The 18,784-nt window shown below is 33.4% G+C and carries 17 protein-coding genes and 1 riboswitch; of the genes, 8 read left to right on the plus strand and 9 right to left on the minus strand.

Annotation, left to right across the window (positions count from 1 at the left end; genetic code table 11):
- Positions 1 to 2 precede the first annotated feature (2 nt).
- The 5 genes from CCE28_RS07880 (at position 3) to CCE28_RS07900 (ending at position 6,214) form a co-directional block, all read left to right on the plus strand.
- The gene (locus tag CCE28_RS07880) at positions 3 to 1,916 is read left to right on the plus strand and encodes a sigma-54-dependent Fis family transcriptional regulator (RefSeq protein ID WP_095132707.1); all 1,914 of its coding nucleotides are present in this window, start codon (positions 3 to 5) and stop codon (positions 1,914 to 1,916) included.
- A 124-nt stretch (positions 1,917 to 2,040) separates the two neighbouring features.
- Positions 2,041 to 3,852 (plus strand): aldehyde ferredoxin oxidoreductase family protein, encoded by a 1,812-nt coding sequence (locus tag CCE28_RS07885; protein ID WP_095132709.1) that lies wholly within the window; start codon positions 2,041 to 2,043, stop codon positions 3,850 to 3,852.
- A gap of 10 nt (positions 3,853 to 3,862) precedes the next feature.
- A complete protein-coding gene (locus CCE28_RS07890; protein ID WP_095132711.1) occupies positions 3,863 to 4,087 on the plus strand; it encodes a MoaD/ThiS family protein in 225 nt (74 codons plus the stop codon).
- Position 4,088: 1 nt separating this feature from the next.
- The gene (locus CCE28_RS07895; RefSeq protein WP_095132713.1) at positions 4,089 to 4,766 is read left to right on the plus strand and encodes a HesA/MoeB/ThiF family protein; all 678 of its coding nucleotides are present in this window, start codon (positions 4,089 to 4,091) and stop codon (positions 4,764 to 4,766) included.
- Between the two features lie 176 nt (positions 4,767 to 4,942).
- Positions 4,943 to 6,214, plus strand: coding sequence for a methyl-accepting chemotaxis protein (locus tag CCE28_RS07900; protein ID WP_095132716.1), 1,272 nt, complete (start codon positions 4,943 to 4,945; stop codon positions 6,212 to 6,214).
- Between the two features lie 57 nt (positions 6,215 to 6,271).
- Here CCE28_RS07900 and CCE28_RS07905 read toward each other — a convergent pair whose 3' ends face one another.
- From CCE28_RS07905 to CCE28_RS07920, 4 genes are all read right to left on the minus strand, one after another.
- The gene (locus tag CCE28_RS07905; protein WP_095132718.1) at positions 6,272 to 8,545 is read right to left on the minus strand and encodes a xanthine dehydrogenase family protein molybdopterin-binding subunit; all 2,274 of its coding nucleotides are present in this window, start codon (positions 8,543 to 8,545) and stop codon (positions 6,272 to 6,274) included.
- A complete protein-coding gene (locus CCE28_RS07910; RefSeq protein ID WP_095132720.1) occupies positions 8,545 to 9,042 on the minus strand; it encodes a (2Fe-2S)-binding protein in 498 nt (165 codons plus the stop codon). The genes CCE28_RS07905 and CCE28_RS07910 overlap by 1 nt, the downstream gene beginning before the upstream one ends.
- 30 nt (positions 9,043 to 9,072) lie before the next feature.
- A complete protein-coding gene (locus CCE28_RS07915) occupies positions 9,073 to 9,942 on the minus strand; it encodes an FAD binding domain-containing protein (RefSeq protein ID WP_095132722.1) in 870 nt (289 codons plus the stop codon).
- Between the two features lie 303 nt (positions 9,943 to 10,245).
- Entirely contained in the window at positions 10,246 to 10,581 is a 336-nt protein-coding gene (locus CCE28_RS07920; RefSeq protein WP_095132724.1) for a winged helix-turn-helix transcriptional regulator, read from the minus strand.
- Between the two features lie 130 nt (positions 10,582 to 10,711).
- Between CCE28_RS07920 and CCE28_RS07925 the strand changes: the two genes are divergently transcribed.
- Positions 10,712 to 11,209, plus strand: coding sequence for a lactoylglutathione lyase family protein (locus CCE28_RS07925; RefSeq protein WP_095132726.1), 498 nt, complete (start codon positions 10,712 to 10,714; stop codon positions 11,207 to 11,209).
- A gap of 16 nt (positions 11,210 to 11,225) precedes the next feature.
- A complete protein-coding gene (locus CCE28_RS07930) occupies positions 11,226 to 11,735 on the plus strand; it encodes a nitroreductase family protein (RefSeq protein ID WP_330396831.1) in 510 nt (169 codons plus the stop codon).
- A gap of 59 nt (positions 11,736 to 11,794) precedes the next feature.
- On the opposite strand, the gene CCE28_RS07935 is transcribed toward CCE28_RS07930, so the two are convergent.
- The 5 genes from CCE28_RS07935 to CCE28_RS07955 form a co-directional block, all read right to left on the minus strand.
- Positions 11,795 to 13,714 carry a molybdopterin biosynthesis protein gene (locus tag CCE28_RS07935; protein WP_095132728.1) on the minus strand — a complete coding sequence of 640 codons (1,920 nt, stop codon included), beginning with the start codon at positions 13,712 to 13,714 and terminating at the stop codon, positions 11,795 to 11,797.
- A gap of 11 nt (positions 13,715 to 13,725) precedes the next feature.
- A complete protein-coding gene (locus CCE28_RS07940; RefSeq protein ID WP_095132729.1) occupies positions 13,726 to 14,952 on the minus strand; it encodes a molybdopterin molybdotransferase MoeA in 1,227 nt (408 codons plus the stop codon).
- Positions 14,939 to 15,670 carry an ABC transporter ATP-binding protein gene (locus tag CCE28_RS07945; protein ID WP_095132730.1) on the minus strand — a complete coding sequence of 244 codons (732 nt, stop codon included), beginning with the start codon at positions 15,668 to 15,670 and terminating at the stop codon, positions 14,939 to 14,941. Before CCE28_RS07945 ends, CCE28_RS07940 begins: the two co-directional genes overlap by 14 nt.
- Positions 15,670 to 16,359, minus strand: coding sequence for an ABC transporter permease (locus CCE28_RS07950; RefSeq protein ID WP_095132732.1), 690 nt, complete (start codon positions 16,357 to 16,359; stop codon positions 15,670 to 15,672). Before CCE28_RS07950 ends, CCE28_RS07945 begins: the two co-directional genes overlap by 1 nt.
- A 64-nt stretch (positions 16,360 to 16,423) precedes the next feature.
- Positions 16,424 to 17,299, minus strand: a complete 876-nt coding sequence (locus CCE28_RS07955; protein ID WP_207652871.1) for a substrate-binding domain-containing protein — start codon at positions 17,297 to 17,299, stop codon at positions 16,424 to 16,426.
- Positions 17,300 to 17,410: 111 nt separating this feature from the next.
- Positions 17,411 to 17,529, minus strand: a riboswitch (molybdenum cofactor riboswitch).
- Between the two features lie 150 nt (positions 17,530 to 17,679).
- On the opposite strand from CCE28_RS07955, the gene CCE28_RS07960 reads away from it, so the two are divergent.
- Positions 17,680 to 18,726 carry a cache domain-containing protein gene (locus CCE28_RS07960; RefSeq protein WP_095132734.1) on the plus strand — a complete coding sequence of 349 codons (1,047 nt, stop codon included), beginning with the start codon at positions 17,680 to 17,682 and terminating at the stop codon, positions 18,724 to 18,726.
- Positions 18,727 to 18,784: the final 58 nt, after the last annotated feature.

Raw genomic sequence — 18,784 nt, forward strand, 5'->3', positions numbered from 1 at the left:
CTTTGAATAAAACGGATTATATAAAGCGTTCTTTTAACCGGTGTAGAGAATATGAAATAAATAAAGATAGAGTGTATAGCAAAAAAATATTAAATAGTGAAGATCTGTATGTAAGGCATGAATACAGGAGAGAACTAATAATAGCGGCAGAGCCCTTTATGGATCAATTGTATAATTTTGTAAAAGGGTCTAGTTTTTTCTCTGTATTAACAGACGAGGAAGGTTGTATTCTTACAGTTATAGGAGATGAAGAAATATTATCAGATGCCTTTTCTTTAAAGATGATACCAGGGGCTTTCATGAATGAAGAAAATATAGGAACTAATGCCATGGGTACTGCCATAGCTGAAAATAGACCTATACAAGTATCGGCAGATGAACATTTCATAGAGGCATATCATAGATGGACCTGTTCGGGAGCACCTATAAAAGATGAGAATGGGAACATAATAGGGTCCTTAGATTTAACTGGATATAGTGAAAATGTTCACTCACATACTCTGGGCATGGTAGTGGCAGCGGCCAATGCCATAGAAAAAATGTTAGAAATAAATAGGTATAATGAAGAACTTAAGAATAATAAAATATTTGTAGAGACCATAATAGACTCCATTCCCTTTGGAATAATCACATGCGATCCTTATGGAAGTATCATATCTGCCAATAAGGAAACTTTAAAAATGTTTGGATATGATGAAGAAAATATGGAAGGGTTAGAAATAAAAAATATATTTTCCAATTGGGAGAAGGTTAAAAATTCCTTTGAAGAGGGAGAAACTACTTTCAATGAGGATGTAATAATAAATGCCAAAACTAATAAGGTATATTTTAATTTAACAGCATATCCTATAAAAGATGTTAAGGGTGAAATAAATAATATAGTTTATATATTTAAAGATGTTAAAAGGGATAGAAAATCCATAAATAAAATATTAGAAAGTAAGGCAATCTACACCTTCGATAAGATTATAGGTGAGAATAGATTTTTTATCCAAGCAGTAGAATTTGCTAAAAAGGTTGCAGATAGTAAATCTACCATACTGATTATGGGAGAGAGTGGAACGGGAAAGGAAGTATTTGCCCAAGGAATACAAAACCATGGTAAAAGAAAAAATGAACCATTTGTTGCCATAAATTGTGGGGCTATTCCAAAGAGTTTAATTGAGTCAGAACTATTTGGGTATGAAGAGGGAGCTTTCACTGGTGCCAAAAGGGGAGGCCAATTGGGTAAGTTTGAACTTGCCAATAAGGGAACCATATTCTTAGATGAAATAGGTGAGATGCCACTAGACATGCAGACTAGACTTTTAAGAGTTATAGAAGAGGGAACTGTAAATCGTATTGGAAGTGGAAAGTCTATACCTGTGGATGTGAGAATAATTGCAGCTACCCATAAGGATTTATTTGAGGAAGTTAAGAAGGGCGATTTCAGAAAGGATTTATTTTATAGATTAAATGTGCTACCCATTAGATTACCACCATTAAGAGATAGAAAAGAAGATATTCCCCTTTTAATAGAATACTTCATGAAAAAGATTAGTAAAAAATTAAATAAAAGACCCGTTGAAATCAATAAGGAGTATATGGAATTTTTAATAAACTACGAATGGCCAGGGAATATAAGGGAGCTTGAAAATCTAATTGAATTAGTAATTAATACGGAAAATATTCCAATAGATTTAAACAATAAATCCATATCCATAGAAAGCATAAAGAATTTTAAGGAACACAATGTACCAACTTTAGAAGAAGTAGAAAAGCGCCATATTAAAAATGTACTTACTAAATTTAAAGGGTGTGTTGCACTATCAGCTAAAGCCTTAGACATAGGAAGAAATACTTTATATAGGAAAATAAGAAAATATAATATTAATTGTTCACAAATGGAACAAAGTGCCAAAATGGAACAAAAATAAAGGGGTAAAAGTGTTCCTAAATGGAACAAAAAAGCATGGATGTGTTGAAAAACATATATTAAATTTCTTGGCACAAGACTTGCGTTTTATATTTGTGTTAATGAAAAAATAAAGGGGGATTATTATGTTTGGATACAAAGGTAAGGTATTAAGAGTTAATTTAAAGGATAGAACATATAAGGTTGAAGATTTAAATCTACATATGGCAAAGAAGTATATTGGTGGTAGAGGTCTAGGAACTAAAATGTTTATGGATGAAGTAGATCCTAAGGTAGATGCTCTAAGTCCTGAAAATAAACTGTTAGTAGTAACTGGTCCATTGACAGGAAGTCCAACACCTACAGGTGGAAGATACATGGTAGTTACAAAATCACCCCTAACAGGTACTATTGCTAGTTCTAATTCTGGTGGATTCTGGGGAGCTCAACTGAAGTTTGCAGGATATGATGTAATAGTAGTTGAAGAGAAAGCAGATAAACCCGTATATATAAGCATAGTTGATGGTGTGGTTGAAATCAGAGATGCATCTCATATATGGGGGAAAGTAGTATCAGAGACAACAGATGTATTGGAAAAAGAATGTGGAGAAAAATCAAAAGTAATGACTATAGGACCGGCTGGAGAAAAATTATCTAGATTAGCTGCTATTATGAATGATAAGGATAGAGCGGCAGGACGTTCTGGTGTAGGAGCTGTTATGGGTTCTAAGAACTTAAAGGCTATCGTAGTTAAAGGTAGTAGTAAAGTAGAAGTAAAAGATCCAGATGGACTTAAGAAGGTATTTTCTGAGTCTTTGAAAAAGATAAGAGAAAATGGAGTTACAGGTCAAGGTCTACCTACTTATGGAACAGCCGTATTAGTTAACATTATTAATGAAAACGGAGTACTACCTACTAACAACTTCCAAAAATCTTATGACGATAAAGCAGAAGCCATTAGTGGCGAAACTTTAGCAGAGAAGTACTTAGTTAAAAAAGAAGCCTGTTACAGATGTCCTATTGCCTGTGGAAGATACTGTAAAGTTGATGACATAGAAGGTGGAGGACCTGAGTATGAAACTATTTGGGCTTATGGTTCAGATTGCGGAGTTAGTAATTTAGGAAATATTATTAAGGCTAACTACTGGTGTAATGAAATGGGTTTAGATACTATTTCAGCAGGGGTTACAGTAGCTACTGCCATGGAATTATATGAAAAGGGATATATTAGAGATGAGGAAATAGATGGAACTCCACTTAAGTTTGGTAATGATGAGGCTGTCATTGAGTGGACTAAGAAGATGGGACTTAGAGAAGGTTTTGGAGATAAATTAGCAGAAGGTTCATATAGATTAGCTGAAATGTATGGAGTTCCTGAATTATCTATGAGTGTTAAAAAACAAGAAATACCAGCATATGACCCTAGAGGAATTCAAGGCCATGGATTGCAATATGCCACATCAAATAGAGGTGGATGCCACGTAAGAGGATACTTAATTTCTCCTGAAATTTTAGGTTTACCAGAAAAGTTAGATAGATTTAAATTAGATGGAAAAGCCACTTGGGCTAAGGCTTTCCAAGATCTAACGGCTGCCATAGATTCGTTAGGATTATGTCTATTCACATCCTTTGCATTAGGCGCTGGGGATTATGCAAGCTTAATAAATGCCGTTTGTGGAACTGACCATACGGCAGACTCCATATTTGAAGCTGGAGAAAGAATCTGGAATATAGAAAAATTATTTAACTTAGAATCAGGTGTAGCTCCTTCTGAGGATAAGTTACCTAAGAGGTTATTAGAAGAGCCTATTCCAGAAGGGCCATCTAAGGGATGGGTACACAAATTATCTGATCTACTTCCAGAATATTATGAATTACGTGGATGGAGTAAGGAAGGTATACCAACGGATGAAAGATTAGAGAAATTAGGCATAAGTGAGGATATGGCAAAAGCATAGGAGTGATACTTTGAACGTAGAAGTAAGACTGTTTGCCACATTAAGGGAAGGCAGAGGGAAAAAGGTTTATTTTCAACTAAAGGCTGGTCTAACTCCAAGGATCATAATAAAAGAGCTGAATATTCAAGAAGAGGATATAGCTATTTTATTAATAAATGGTAGAGATGGAGACTTTGATAGACCTCTTATGGAAGGAGATTATTTATCCATATTTCCACCAGTTGGAGGAGGCTAAAATGGAGAGATACGAGAGAAACATGTCCATGTTATCGGAAGATGAAAATAAAAAATTAAGTAGTTTTAAAGTATGTGTAGTAGGTTCTGGTGGACTTGGTGGTTATGTGATAGAAATGCTAGGGCGGTTAGGTATAGGCCATATAACTGCTGTAGATTCTGATGTATTTGACGAAACTAATCTAAACCGCCAAATATTATCTACTAAAAATACAATTGGAAAGAGTAAGGTTATGGTGGCAAAAGAGAGAATGGATGAAGTAAATGACACCATAACTTTAAATCCTATATATAAAAGACTTGATGGAAAAAACGGAGAAGAAATATTAAAAGGCCATGATCTAGTTATAGATGCACTGGATTCTATAGATACTAGATTGCTCCTACAGCACATATGCAAAGAATTGGGCATACCCCTAATACATGGAGCTATTGCTGGCTGGTATGGCCAAGTCTGTACCATACTGCCAGGAGATGATACTTTAAATATTATATACAAAAAAAGCGGGAATGGCCTTGAAAAAAAAATAGGTAATCCATCATTTACTCCTGCATTAGTGGCTTCCATACAGGTAAGTGAAGCTCTTAAAGTATTGATGAATAAAGGAGAGTTAATTAGAAAGAAACTTTTATATATAGACTTACTGGAAAATGAATATATAACTCTTAATTTAGAATAAAGGTGGAAGCTGTGGCTTCTACCTTTTTGTTTTAGTATATTTAGCACCAATGCGTAAAAAGCATGTAAAAAAATATCCTAAAACTATGAAAATTAGAATTATTTGTTATATAATGTAATATATAGGAAAATATAAAAATATGTGTAGAAAAGAAATATAATATAGGAGGAGTGAAAGTGAAGTTACGTAAAAAAATGATTTTAATGAATTTAGGAATGTGTATAATTGCATTCGCATCTATTATGAGTTATTTAATGATTAATACTTATAATAATATTGAAATGGCAAATACCATGATTATTGTATCCGTCATAGGAATATTAATTACGGGAATAGCTACATACTTTACTAATAAATATGTAACAAAATCTATTGTAATGTTATCTGATATTATAGATAGATTAGCCACTTATGATTTTACCTTTGATGAAAAAAGTGAAGCTGTAAAGTACTTAGAGTATAAAGATGAAACAGGAGACATGACTAGGTCTTTGGCTACTATGCAAATGAACTTAATAGAGTTGATGAAAAAGTCACAAGAGGTATCAAAACAGGTTGGCACGTCTTCAGAGGAGCTAAAAGTCATATCTCAACAATCATCCACCTCTTCAGAGGAAATTGCAAGAACTATTGAGGAATTAGCTAGCGGAGCTACTAGTCAAGCGAGGGAGACGGAAAACGGATCTCAGTCCATATATGAATTAGATAAAATAATAGAATCAAATAGAGTATTGATGGATGATTTAAATATATCTTCCAATAAAGTGGTTGAAGTAATAAATGAAGGATTAAATGTAATTAAGGAACTAATAGATAAAACAGATGAGAGTGGAAAGGCATCAAAAGATATCTTTAGTGTGATAGTTAAGACTAACGATAGTACAGAGAAGATAGGACAAGCTAGTGCTGTTATTGCAAATATAGCAGAGCAAACGAACCTCCTTGCCTTAAATGCAGCCATAGAAGCAGCTAGAGCAGGGGAGGCAGGAAAGGGATTTGCTGTAGTAGCAGAAGAAATTAGAAAGTTAGCAGAAGAATCTACTAACTCAACTAAAGAAATTGATAGTATCGTAGGAGAATTAAGGGAAAATTCTAGTAGTGCCGTTACTAAGATGGAAGAAGTTTCAAAAATAGTACATGATCAAGTGGTAAGTGTAGATGAAACAGAGGCTAAATATAATGAAATAGCAAATGCCACATCCTTATCAGAAAAGGCCATGGAAAGACTTGCCATATCCATAGCAGAAATGACAAGGAAAAAGGAAGACCTATTAAAGGTTATTGAAGGATTGTCGGCTATAGCTCAACAAAATGCAGCTAGTACTCAAGAAGCGGCAGCTTCCACAGAGGAACAATCTGCATCAATAGAGGAAGTTGCTAATTCTAGTGAACGTTTATCTGGTTTAGCACAAGAACTAGAAGAATCCATAGGTAAATTTAAGTTTTAAATAAGTAAGAGGATATCTAATTAGATATCCTCTTTATTTATTAACTTACAAGTGAAACTACTTGTTATTTTTAATTCCTTTATAGACACGTTCTTCAGTTAAGGGAAGTTCATGAAAACGGATACCTATGGCATCATACACTGCATTTGATATGGCAGGAGCTGTGGCTACTGAACTTGTTTCTCCTACTCCCTTAACTCCGAAGGGTCCTGTAGGGTCATGAGATTCTACAATGATTGTATCAATCTCTGGAATATCCATTGCTGTAGGAAGGTTATATTTCTCAAAGGAATAATTTAATTGTTTTCCATTAGGGTCATACTTAATTTCTTCTCCTAAGGCATAACCCATACCCATAACCACTCCTCCTTCTAATTGTCCTTCTACAATCTGAGGATGGATGGCTTTACCAACGTCGTTAGCACATACTACCTTTATAACATTAACCTTCCCTGTGTCCATATCCACTTCTACCTCAGCAAATTGAGCAAAATAAGGAGGTGCATTCTTAGGTACAATCTTACCTACACCAACAAATTGCTTCCCTTCCACATGGGCATCAAGGGCAATTTTGCTTAGACTCATTTTGTTTTGTGGGTTATTTGTACAGAAGATGAAACCATTTTCCATAGTTAGATCCTTTGTTCCCATCTTAGTTGACGCATATTCTAATATTTGTTCTTTTGCATCATTAGATGCGGCTACTACAGCTGATCCAGAAGCATAACAAGTTCTACTAGCATGACTTCCAATTTCATATGGAGTAGATTCTGTATCAGCAAAGGTTATTGATACTTTCTCAAAGGGAACTTCTAAAACTTCTGCTGCCATTTGACTCAATGTAGTTATGGTTCCTGTACCCATATCTGGTACTCCGCTGGCAACATGAACAGAACCATCCTGTTGGATAGTTACATAAGCATTTGAATAATCTACACAAAATGGCCATGCATTAGATACGTGGGTACCAATACCCATACCTATACCTCTGCGTATTCTTGTATCCTTTCTATTAAGCTCACCTCTACGTTCCCATCCGATTGCACTTGCACCTTTGTCCATACATTCTTCTAAACCAGAACTTAAACATTCGTAAGGCAATATCCAGGACTTACCTGGTGTCATCATGTTTTTACGTCTAATTTCCAAAGGATCTACACCTAAGGTATGGGCAATAATATCTACTTGAGACTCTATTGCGAACATGGCCTGTGGATTACCAAAACCTCTCATGGCCCCAGCCGGTGTAGTATTTGTATATACACCGTGACCATCATACATTTGATTTTCACAATAATATATGGAAAGACCCATGGCACCTAAAACTCCAGGTACTTCCGCACTAAAGCTACAATATGCTCCTCCATTTAAAACAGATGACATCTTTCTAGCAGTAAAGGTACCATCATTTTTAACACCAGTTTTCAAAGTTACATAGCCACTATGACGAGTATCTGATGCAATAAAATCCTCTTCGCGGTCATATACAACTTTAACAGGTTGTCCTGAAAGGATGGATAAGGCAACAGCAATAGGTTCTGCTTTTGCAGACAATCCAATACGAACACCAAATCCTCCACCAATATAAGGGGGATTTAATACTCTTATTTTGCTATACGGTAAATTAAATATACTAGCTAGAATTCTTCTAGTAGGATGGGGTGTTTGAGTGGTAGACCAAACTGTAACTTTACCTCCTACACTTACCTCAGCCACGGCAGCCTGAGTTTCTAACTGAGCTTGTTTTTGAACTGGCAATTTAAAGGTATGTTCAAATATGTGATCTGCAGATTGAAAACCTTCATCTATGTTTCCTTTTTCTATGTGAACCTTTTCCCCTAGAATATTATTTCCTTCTTCTGTAGGATGGATTTGAAATGCATCTTCTTTCATAGCCTCAAAGGGGTCATACACGGCAGGTAGAATTTCATATTCAACTTCAATTAATTTTAATGCTTCCTTTGCTATTTTCTCAGATACGGCAGCTACGGCAGCAACCTCGTCTCCCACATAACGAACTACTGAATCGAATAAGTATTGATCTTCCACAGGTTTTAAAGGTGGGATAGTAGTTAGTGCTGCCACTGATGTATTAAATTTTGCCCTAGACGTATTTTTATATGTGGCAACTGCCTTAACTCCAGGTAGGGCCTCTGCCTTTGTAGTATCTATTTTAAGTATTCGTGCATGGGAATGGGGACTTCTTAAGGTTTTACCATAAAGCATTTTAGGAAGTTTCATGTCCGTTGTGAACATGGCTTTTCCCATGGCTTTTTCAATTCCATCTAATTTTTTTACATTTTTACCTATAGTAGAATATTCTCTTTTCACTATTCTCCCTCCACAACAAGTTTTTCAGATCTACTTTTTTCACATACTGATAAAACTGCTTCTTCAATCTTCACGTAACCTGTACACCTACAAATATTACCAGAAATAGCTTCTTTCACATGTGACTTACATGGAGATGGATTTTTATCTAAAAGAGCTTTAGATGACATTATCATACCTGGAGTACAAAAACCACATTGTATTGCACCATGCTTAATAAATGACTCTTGTAATTCATGTAGATTATTACTAGTACCGATACCTTCAATAGTCTCCACAACAGAATCCATAGCGTGCATAGCTAAAACCACACATGAATTTACTGCATTACCATTCATAATTACAGTGCAAGCACCACATTCTCCTTGGCCACAACCTTTTTTTGTACCTGTTAATTGAAATTTATCTCTTATTATATCTAATAAAGTTTCATCTGGAGATACATATACTTCTACCATTTCTCCATTTAATGTAAACTTCAATAATTTCTTTTCCACTTCGCTAACCTCCTGAGTTTTATATGTATTTTATACTGTAGCTTTTAATAGAGCTTCTTTTAAGGCCTTTTGTATTAGAACTTCTAATACTTCTTTTCTATATTCGGCTGAACCTCTTAAAGCACTACTTCTTGGATGAGCATATTGTGCCGCTACTTTTGAAACTTCAATAATCAAATTATCACTAATTGTGGACCCCTTTAAAAGCTCTTCAGCCTTTGTAGCTCTCATGGGTTTAGGGCCAACTGGAGACATAACAATTCTAGTCCAATCAACAGAAGAATCTTCATTTAAGGATACTACAACAGCTACATTTAGCATTGGTAGAGCCAATGCATTACGCTGGCTTAATCGAATAAAAGAACTTCCTTGATTTTTTCTAAGGGCTTTAAATTTCACATGTGTAACTAATTCTTTTGTTGAATCAACAACTGATTTACCAAGTCCCCTATACATGTCCTCTACAGGGATATATTTTACTTCATTACTATCTTTAACTTGTGCTATGGCTCCTAAAGCTACTAAGGCAACAGCTCCATCAGCTGCTGGCTGAGCTTTTACAACATTTCCCACAAGAGTAGCTGTATTTCTAATTTGAAGAGATCCAACAGTTCCACAAGCCTTAGATAATAAAGATCCTTTAGCATTTATCAACTCAGATTTATTCACTTGATTATGGGTAACTCCAGCTCCTATGATAATTTCTCCATCCTTTAGTTGGATTTTTTTTAAGGATTCAATTTTATTAATGTCGATAAGATGGCTGCATTCTATTTTCTCAGATTTTAAATCTAAGATTAAATCAGTACCCCCAGCAATTACTCTAGCATTGCCAGGAGATAGAGCCAAGCTCTTAATCACATCTTCTGTAGATTTAGCTATGATATAATCTTTTAACAACTTAATACCTCCTCTTAAAATTTTGTAAAAATTAATTTTTTCTCTTTATTTTCTTATAACCATATTTTCATATCACTTCGCATAGTTACAAATATTTTCAAATATTTACAAAAATATGGATTTGTTACTATATTTTATCAATTTTTGCAATGCTTTTCAAATAAGAAAGAGGATATGCATAATTGCATATCCTCTTTCTTAAATTAAACTTCCATAATTTTCACTTCATAGTCATGTATCATATACAAATCTAAACCTAATTACTTTAAGTTTAACATTCTTACTATTATGATTAATTTATACTTACCAATTATCATTTCCCCATTTATGCATAGCTTCTAATATGGGCATAACAGAATAGCCCTTTTCTGTCAAAGAATATTCAACCCTAGGAGGGACTTCATTATATTGTTCCCTATGGACTAGACCATTACTTTCTAACTCCTTTAGTTTTTGGCTTAACATTTTATGAGTTATACCAGGCATAAGACGTCTTAACTCATTATATCTATGGATACCCTCTACACCAAGATGCCAAAGGATAACAAGTTTCCACTTACCACCTATTATAGATAGGGTATTTTCTAAACAGCATTTTAATTTTCCATTTTCATCTACTTGTATTTTAGATTTACTCATACTTACCTCCTAACTACCCTTTTGGGTAGTATATACCTAAAAAGTGCATACTTTTTTATTATATTATATGAGTATAGAATAATATATACAAGTGAAGTATAAGATTAAAATGAAAAAAGGAGAGTTAACTATGAGTAATGTATATCCAAGAACTTTTTCACATATAGGTATATCAGTACCGGACTTAGATAAAGCAGTAGAATTTTACAAAGAAGTATTTGGGTGGTATGTATTGATGGAACCTAGTGAAGTAAAGAAAGATGATAGTGCTATTGGTGTTATGTGTAATGACGTATTTGGTGAGGATTGGGGATCATTTAGAATAGCCCATTTATCCACTGGAGATAAGATAGGAGTAGAATTATTTGAATTCTCACAAAATGAAAATCCTAAAAATAATTTCGAGTATTGGAAAACAGGATTGTTCCACTTTTGCATCCAAGACCCAGATATAGAGGGGTTAGTAGAAAAAATAGTTAAGTATGGTGGAAAGCAAAGAATGCCTATTAGAGAATATTATCCAGGGGATAAACCCTATAGAATGTGCTATGTGGAAGATCCCTTTGGAAATATATTTGAAGTATATAGCCATAGTTATGAGTTAACTTATTCTTCAGGAGCATATTAAAAGGAGGAGATTAAATATGGACATTATAAAAGGAATAATTGAAAGAAGAAGTATTAGAAAATATACAGATGAAAAAATATCTGATGAAAAAATTAAGGAAATATTAAAGGCGGGCATGTACGCTCCATCAGGTGGTAATGCTCAACCTTGGGAGTTTGTAGTAGTTAGGGATAAGGAGTTATTAAATGAAATAACTAAAATTCATCCTTATTCCCATCCATTAAAAGAAGCAGATTGCGCTATCATTGTATGTGGAAATCTAGAAAAGGAAAAGTTCAAGGATTTATGGATTCAGGATTGTTCAGCTGCCACTGAGAATATGCTTTTAGGAGCTCATGGATTGGGAATTGGATCCGTATGGCTTGGATTGTACCCGGAAATGGATAGGGTAGATGGTGTGAGAAAACTCATAAAAGCTCCAGAAAATGTGATTCCTTTTTCTATAGTATCTTTAGGCTATCCAGGAGAAGAAAGAACTGTTGTAGATAGATATGATGAAAATAATGTACATTATGAAAATTGGTAATTAGCAAATTATTAAAAAGGATATCTAAAAATTAGATATCCTTTTTAATAATCTTACATTTAAACTTCTACAATCTGTATATCTTCCATTTCATATCCACCTAAATTCTCAAGTTCATCTTTAAACTCTTGACTTTTTAGTATACTAATGAAATTATTTATCATATGAGTGTCAATAAACTTCTTTGGAACTAAAAAGTCATAATCTTCTAAACCAATAGGAATGAAGTCTAGATTCATAGTATTGGCCACAGATTTTACTCCCACACCCACATGGGCACTACCTGATAGAACACAAGAGGCTACATTCATATGGGTAGTCATTTCCCTTTCATAACCCCTTATTAGTGATGAATCTAAACCTAATTTCTTTAAATTATAGTCAAGGAGGACCCTTGTACCAGAGCCCTTTTGTCTATTTACAAATACTAAATCCTTATTTAATAAATCTTCAAATACTTTAATATTCTTAGGGTTGTTCTTTTGAAGGATAAAGCCCTGTTGTCGTTTTATCCCCTTTATTAAAACCATATCTTTATTTTTCAAGTATTTTTTTATATAGGACTCGTTATAGGTTCCTGTAAGTTCATCTAATAAATGGATAGGAGCCATATGGGCTTCTCCACGTTTCATGGACATGATACCACCTAAACTTCCCACATGGGCAGATGATAGGAAAATATTATTATGAGTTTTACTAATTATATTAGATAGTATATCTAGTATTAAATCATGGCTACCAATAGATACGATAGTGTTTTCTATTTCATTTTTATCCTTTAAAAGTTCAACTTCTACAGTTTTTCCACCTTGGATTCCTTCTAGTTCTTGAGGAATTTTCAATATGCCGTCGGCCCTAACTAAGGACATGGTAACTCCTGCACCACGATTTAGGGGAGTGGCAATAAATTTATCTTCCACTTTACCTATTTTCATACGAACAAATTCCTTGTGTTTAAGGGATGAAACTATTTTCTTAGATAAAGTAGCTTTTAATAGTTTTTTTTTCTTGTCCTTAAGAGATAAAAATTTATGTACTAAGGGTTTTACGAACTCTTCGAAGGATAAAAATGCTGATACAGGATAACCGGGAATTCCTATTACAGGAGTATCATTTACTATACCCAATATGGTAGGCTTTCCAGGTTTTATTGCTATACCGTGGACTAGAAGCTTACCTATGTTTTTAATAATAGTAGAGGTATAGTCCTCTGTTCCAGCAGAAGAACCGGCATTTATTATTACTATATCATTTTCATCACAGGCTCTTAGTATGGCCTTCTCAATTAAATTCATATTATCTATAACAGGTGGATATCTATTTGAAATACCACCGTATTCTTTAACTAAGTTTTCAAATACCCTAGAATTAGATTCAATTATTTTACCTGGAGACAATTCATCATGGGGCTCTACTATTTCTGTACCAGTAGGAATTAATCCTACCATTGGCCTTTTAGACACTTCCACCTCTAGGACTTGACCACAGAGCATGGCACCAATGTCCACTGGGTGTATTCTTTTAAAGGATGGAATTATCATTTCACCTGCCACCATATCCTCACCTACAGGTCTAATATGTTGCCAAGGATAAGCAGGTTTCATTATTTTTACATTATTATTATCTATTTCCATAACATCTTCTATCATTATTACAGCATCATAAGGAGGCATAATAGGATCACCCGTATCCACATATATAAAATCCTCATTTAATAAAAGTTTAACAGGATTTCTTTCATCTGCACCATAAGTGGAACTAGCCTTTACACAAATACCATCCATGGCAGAAGCATTATAATGGGGGCTAGAACTATTAGCAAAAACAGCCCTTGTAGTTATACGTCCCATACTATCTATTGTGGGTATTGTTTCTGTACTAACATATTTGTTTATTTTATCTATTTCATCAAAGAATAACTTTTTAGCTTCATGAAGCTCCATATTAGATAAATATATATTTCTATCAAATTTTTTCATAGTTAGCCTCCTTAAAATAAATAAACTTTAACTTTCTCACCAACACTGATACCTTCCTTATTCATTGGAATTTTAATATACCCCTGTGCTCTAGAGATTAAAGTAATCATTCCAGATTTTCCATGAACGGGATTTATAATATATCCATCAGAGCTTTCTTCTATGGTGACCATTTGATAGGTCTCCCTTCCAGGTGATGCGTGAATATTAGTAGAACATACACCTTCTAGAAATAATTCCTCATGAGTATTTAGGTGTAACAGGTTTTTAATGAGGTACTCTCCAAGTACTCTAAAGGCCATAATACAAGAAGCGGGCTGGCCTGGAAGACCTAATACGGCCTTATTATTTATCTTTGCTATGATAGTTGGTTTACCTGGTTTCATGGCAATTCCATGGATTAAAACTCCTGGAGAGCCTAGAGCATTTATCACATCTGGAGTCATATCTTTAGTTCCTACAGAACTTCCACCAGAGAGAAGTACTAAATCACTTTTATCTATAAAAGACTTTAATGTATCCTTTAAGTTATTAAAATCATCTTTTACTACTTTTTTTTCTATGACGTCACATCCGAGTTCTGTACATAGGCCTGATAGGGTATAGGTATTTATATCTCTAATAACACCAGGCTTAAGGTCTTCCTTTGGATCTATGAGCTCGTCTCCTGTTGATAATATACATATTTTAGGTTTAACAAAAACATCCACGTCAGTTATACCTACGGATGCTAATACACCTAAATGATGGGCTTTTATTTTAGTTCCTCTCGTAAAGAGTAATTGATCTTGTTTTATATCATCCCCAATATCCATAACATTTTCTTTAGGAGCTACAGATTTATGTATGGCTATTTCATCTTGAAATTTTTCTACGTATTCTATCATTACAACAGCATCAGCACCTTCAGGCAACATACCACCTGTAGGCACATACATACACTTGTCTGAGCATAGGTGGGATTGGTTATGTTCTCCCATATGAGCATCACCTATCAGGTTTATAAAAGCAGGTAAAGTTTCACTTGCTCCAAAGGTATCAGCAGATACTACTGCATAACCGTCCACTGTGGATCTCCTGAAATGAGGTACATTTTCGAGCGCGTAAATATCCTTGCTAAGTATTCTTCCTTGAGCATTTAATATATCTATAGTTTCTGAAGGAAGATCGTAACTTGAAAAGTTTTGGTCCATAATTTCTTTTACTTCACATACCTTTGTTACTTTAAACATTTCCATATTTCCACCCCATATCAGTATATTCTAGTGATAAAAACTTTCTAGTTTTCAAATTATCAGTCCTAAAAAAATTATTGTTTTCCTCCTTTTCGTAAATAATACCATCCTCTATATAAACTATTTCATCACATATTCGTTTGGCCTGTCCTATGTTGTGGGTAATTATGATGATTGTAGTGCCTAGAGGTTTGATTTTGTTTAATAAAATATGTTCTACCATCTCTATGGAACTAGGGTCCATGTTTGCGGTAGGTTCATCTAGTAACAAAAGTTCTGGTTTAAATACTAAAGCACGGGCTAATGCTACCTTTTGTCCTTCTCCTGCAGACAATTTGGTAGCCATTTGTTCCTTTAAATACTCTATTTTAAAATCTTTCATAATAGTTAAGACTCTATCTTCAATAGTTTTATTATCCATCTTCCTAATTTGTAGGGGATAGGATATATTATTAAAACAACTTCGATCTAGTAAATAAGGATTTTGACTAACATAAGTCATACCTTTTAGATTTTCAGAAGAGATGGGAGAACTTTCATAAAGTATTATGCCTTCAGTAGGTTTTTCTAAAGAAGCAATGATTTTTAATAGAGTGCTCTTTCCAGCGCCATTTGGGCCTACTATGCCGTATATTTTATTTTTTTCAAAGGTTAAATTACCTATATCTAGAACTTTTTTATTATTATAGATTTTATATAAGTTTTCCATAGTTATATTCATTATCTATCACCTGTCATATTGTATAAAATAGAGTTAGTAAAAAAGGATATGGAAAGAAGTACTAGTCCCATGGCTATGGACATGGAATAATTACCCATACTGTTATTCATAGCTATAAAACTAGTCATAACCCTAGTATGATTTTTTATATTTCCTCCTACTATCATTACTGCCCCAACTTCCGATATGGCCCTTCCAAAACCTGTTACTATACTCACAAGTATGGTCTTTTTCATTTCTCTAAAAAGAAGAATCAATGTGTCTAGGGGAGTACCACCTAGGGTTTTGCATACTTCTAGTATTGCAGGACCCCTTTCTTTAGTACTATTAAATACTATACCTATAATAATAGGAGTGACTAATAAAGTTTGAGCACTAATCATAGCAGTGGATGTAAAAAGAAGTTCATATTCACCTAAAGGACCTCTCCTTGAAATTAATATGGCAACTAAAAGACCTACTACAACGGGAGGTAGGGACATACACGTATATATGATTCTTGTGATTGTTTTTTTAAATCTGAAATTTTTAAGACCCATATAAAAACCAGCAGGAATACCAATTAAAGCTGATATTATTGTGGATGAGATAGATACATATATGGACAATAAAATTATTGAATATATTTCTGTGTTTAAGGATAAAAGAAGATTTATAGCTTCTTTAAATCCATCTAATATGTATGACATAGGTTCCTCCTTTTATAGGTGGTAATAGGACGATTATTAAATAATCGTCCTATAGTTTAATTAATTATTTAGCATTTGGAATAAATAGTGGTTGTCCAAACTTTTCTTTACCAAATTCTCCGATTAATTTTTGAGTTTCTTCACTTAAAATCCATTTAACGAATTCATCAGCACCAGCCTTATTTATTTTCTCATTTTTATCTGGATTTACTGGAATTACACCATATTGATTAAATAACTTAGAATCACCTTCTACTAATATCTCTAAATCTAATTTGTCCTTCATAGATAGATATGTAGCCCTGTCACTCATAGTGTATCCTTGAAGTTCGTTTGTCATTTGGATTACATCTCCCATACCCTTACCAGCAGATACATACCAATCACCACTCGGTTCCACACTAGCTTCAGTCCAGAATTTTTTTTCTTTTTTATGAGTACCAGAGTCATCTCCCCTAGATACGAATTTAGATTCAGAATCCATAATATTTTTTAGAGCACCTATAACATCATTAGGACATTTTTCCTTTAACTTTGCAGGATCGTCTTTAGGCCCAATTATGATAAAATCGTTGTACATAACATCACTTCTATTTACTCCATGACCTTCACTAACAAATTTTTCTTCAGAACTTTTAGCATGAACTAAAAGCACATCAGCTTCTCCATCTCTACCCATTTGAAGTGCTTTTCCTGTACCTACAGCTACTACTTTCACATCTATTCCAGCTTTTTCTGTAAAATCTGGAAGTATGTTATCAAGTAGTCCACTATTTTCTGTACTAGTAGTAGTTGCCAATATTATGGAAGCTTTTTCTTCTACAGGAGCTGGTGCGCTAGTTTCTTGGGAAGCAGGTTCCTCCTTTTTTCCACAGCCTGTTAACATTGTAAAGATTAAAAAAATACATAGTGTTAAAGATAAGATTTTTTTTACGTTCATGATTATCCCCCTCGTAAATTAGTAACTTAAAAAAATAATAATGCCAAATCCTTTAAAAGGATTGGGCCAATAAAAAAACATTCCAAAATTAGAAAAGGAATGCTTAATTAAACATTATAGAGTTAATTTCCTTTCCAACCATGGGAGGCACAAGGATTTCTCTTTGTACCTATAGGTCAAAAATTCTTAGTCTGTACCTTAGAATTTTTGACTCGGAAAAATAAAATTTTTAGAATTTACTAAATTATAACACAATTATAATTTATTAACAATATTTGGATATGACCTGGATTTAATTAGGATATACATACAAAAAATAAAGGAATATGTAGAAATTTAAAGAACTATAAAAGGTGCATGAAATAAGGGGGGATAATAAAGTGAGAGGAAGAAAATTAGTCCTGTGTTTAACTTTAATTATTATAATTTTTACATCAAACTTATTAATAGGAACTATATCTTATAAAGTAATGGAAGAAAGGGTGTATGGTTCTAGAATAGATGATATAAATGCTCTAGTTGAACAAGTGGCAAATAGGATAGATGATAAAATAGTAGAAAAGAAAAATTTATTAGAAAGTATAAGTAACAATGAGGATTTAATCTATTATATAGAAAATAAAGATAGAAATAATATAATAAATAGCCTAAGATCTTATAAAAAGATATATGAAGAAATAGAAGAATTATATTTGGGGAATGAAGATAAAGACATGTATCTATCTTCAGGAGATCCGTTACCAGAAGGTTATGATCCTACTGGTAGAGTTTGGTACAAGGGAGCCTTGGTAGAGAGAGATACTTTCTATGAGGATACTTATATAGATATTATAGGATCAAATATAATCCATACCATAAGTATACCAATGAAGACCAAGGGTACTAATATTATAGGTATGGATATAAAATTAAATAATATGGAAGATATATTAAGGCATATTCAAAATGGTGAAACCTCATATATGTTCTTAGTAGATGGAAATGGGAAAATATTAATTCATCCAAACAAAGAAGTTATAGGAAGAGATATTTTAAAAGAAGAATTTGCTCATGAAGTAATGGATTCTGATGCAGCAGTAGTATCCTATGTATTTAATGACGAAAATAAAATAGTTGTTTATAGAACGTTAAAATCAGGATTTAAATTAGTTTTCATGGCTAGGGAACAGGACCTTAGTAATGTAGATAAAGAAACTTTTATAATAATCATAGGATCTATAATACTAGTAACTATCTTGTTATGTACAATTCTCATTAAATTTTTATTTAAAGATAATAATGATTATGGAACATTTATTAATGATCATAAGGATGATAAATTAAAAGTGAAACTAGAAAAACTAAAAACTTATAGGTTAAATAATGCAATAACGGAAGAAGAGTACAATAGAAAAAGGGCAAGTATAATTGATGAATATGAAATTTAAAAAAAGGATGTGAATTTTCACATCCTTTTTTTATACAAAAGACCTATTAGCCCTTTAA

It is taken from the genome of Anaeromicrobium sediminis, assembly GCF_002270055.1.
GTDB classification, from domain to species: Bacteria; Bacillota; Clostridia; order Peptostreptococcales; family Thermotaleaceae; genus Anaeromicrobium; species Anaeromicrobium sediminis.

Bases quoted from the DNA above. Each gene is read 5' to 3' on its own strand.
- CCE28_RS07895 (WP_095132713.1), top strand. From the start codon at position 4,089: ATGGAGAGATACGAGAGAAACATGTCCATGTTATCGGAAGATGAAAAT.
- CCE28_RS07930 (WP_330396831.1), top strand. From the start codon at position 11,226: ATGGACATTATAAAAGGAATAATTGAAAGAAGAAGTATTAGAAAATAT.
- CCE28_RS07925 (WP_095132726.1), top strand. From the start codon at position 10,712: ATGAGTAATGTATATCCAAGAACTTTTTCACATATAGGTATATCAGTA.
- CCE28_RS07920 (WP_095132724.1), bottom strand. From the start codon at position 10,581: ATGAGTAAATCTAAAATACAAGTAGATGAAAATGGAAAATTAAAATGC.
- CCE28_RS07940 (WP_095132729.1), bottom strand. From the start codon at position 14,952: ATGGAAATGTTTAAAGTAACAAAGGTATGTGAAGTAAAAGAAATTATG.
- CCE28_RS07935 (WP_095132728.1), bottom strand. From the start codon at position 13,714: ATGAAAAAATTTGATAGAAATATATATTTATCTAATATGGAGCTTCAT.
- CCE28_RS07950 (WP_095132732.1), bottom strand. From the start codon at position 16,359: ATGTCATACATATTAGATGGATTTAAAGAAGCTATAAATCTTCTTTTA.
- CCE28_RS07955 (WP_207652871.1), bottom strand. From the start codon at position 17,299: ATGAACGTAAAAAAAATCTTATCTTTAACACTATGTATTTTTTTAATC.
- CCE28_RS07885 (WP_095132709.1), top strand. From the start codon at position 2,041: ATGTTTGGATACAAAGGTAAGGTATTAAGAGTTAATTTAAAGGATAGA.
- CCE28_RS07945 (WP_095132730.1), bottom strand. From the start codon at position 15,670: ATGAATATAACTATGGAAAACTTATATAAAATCTATAATAATAAAAAA.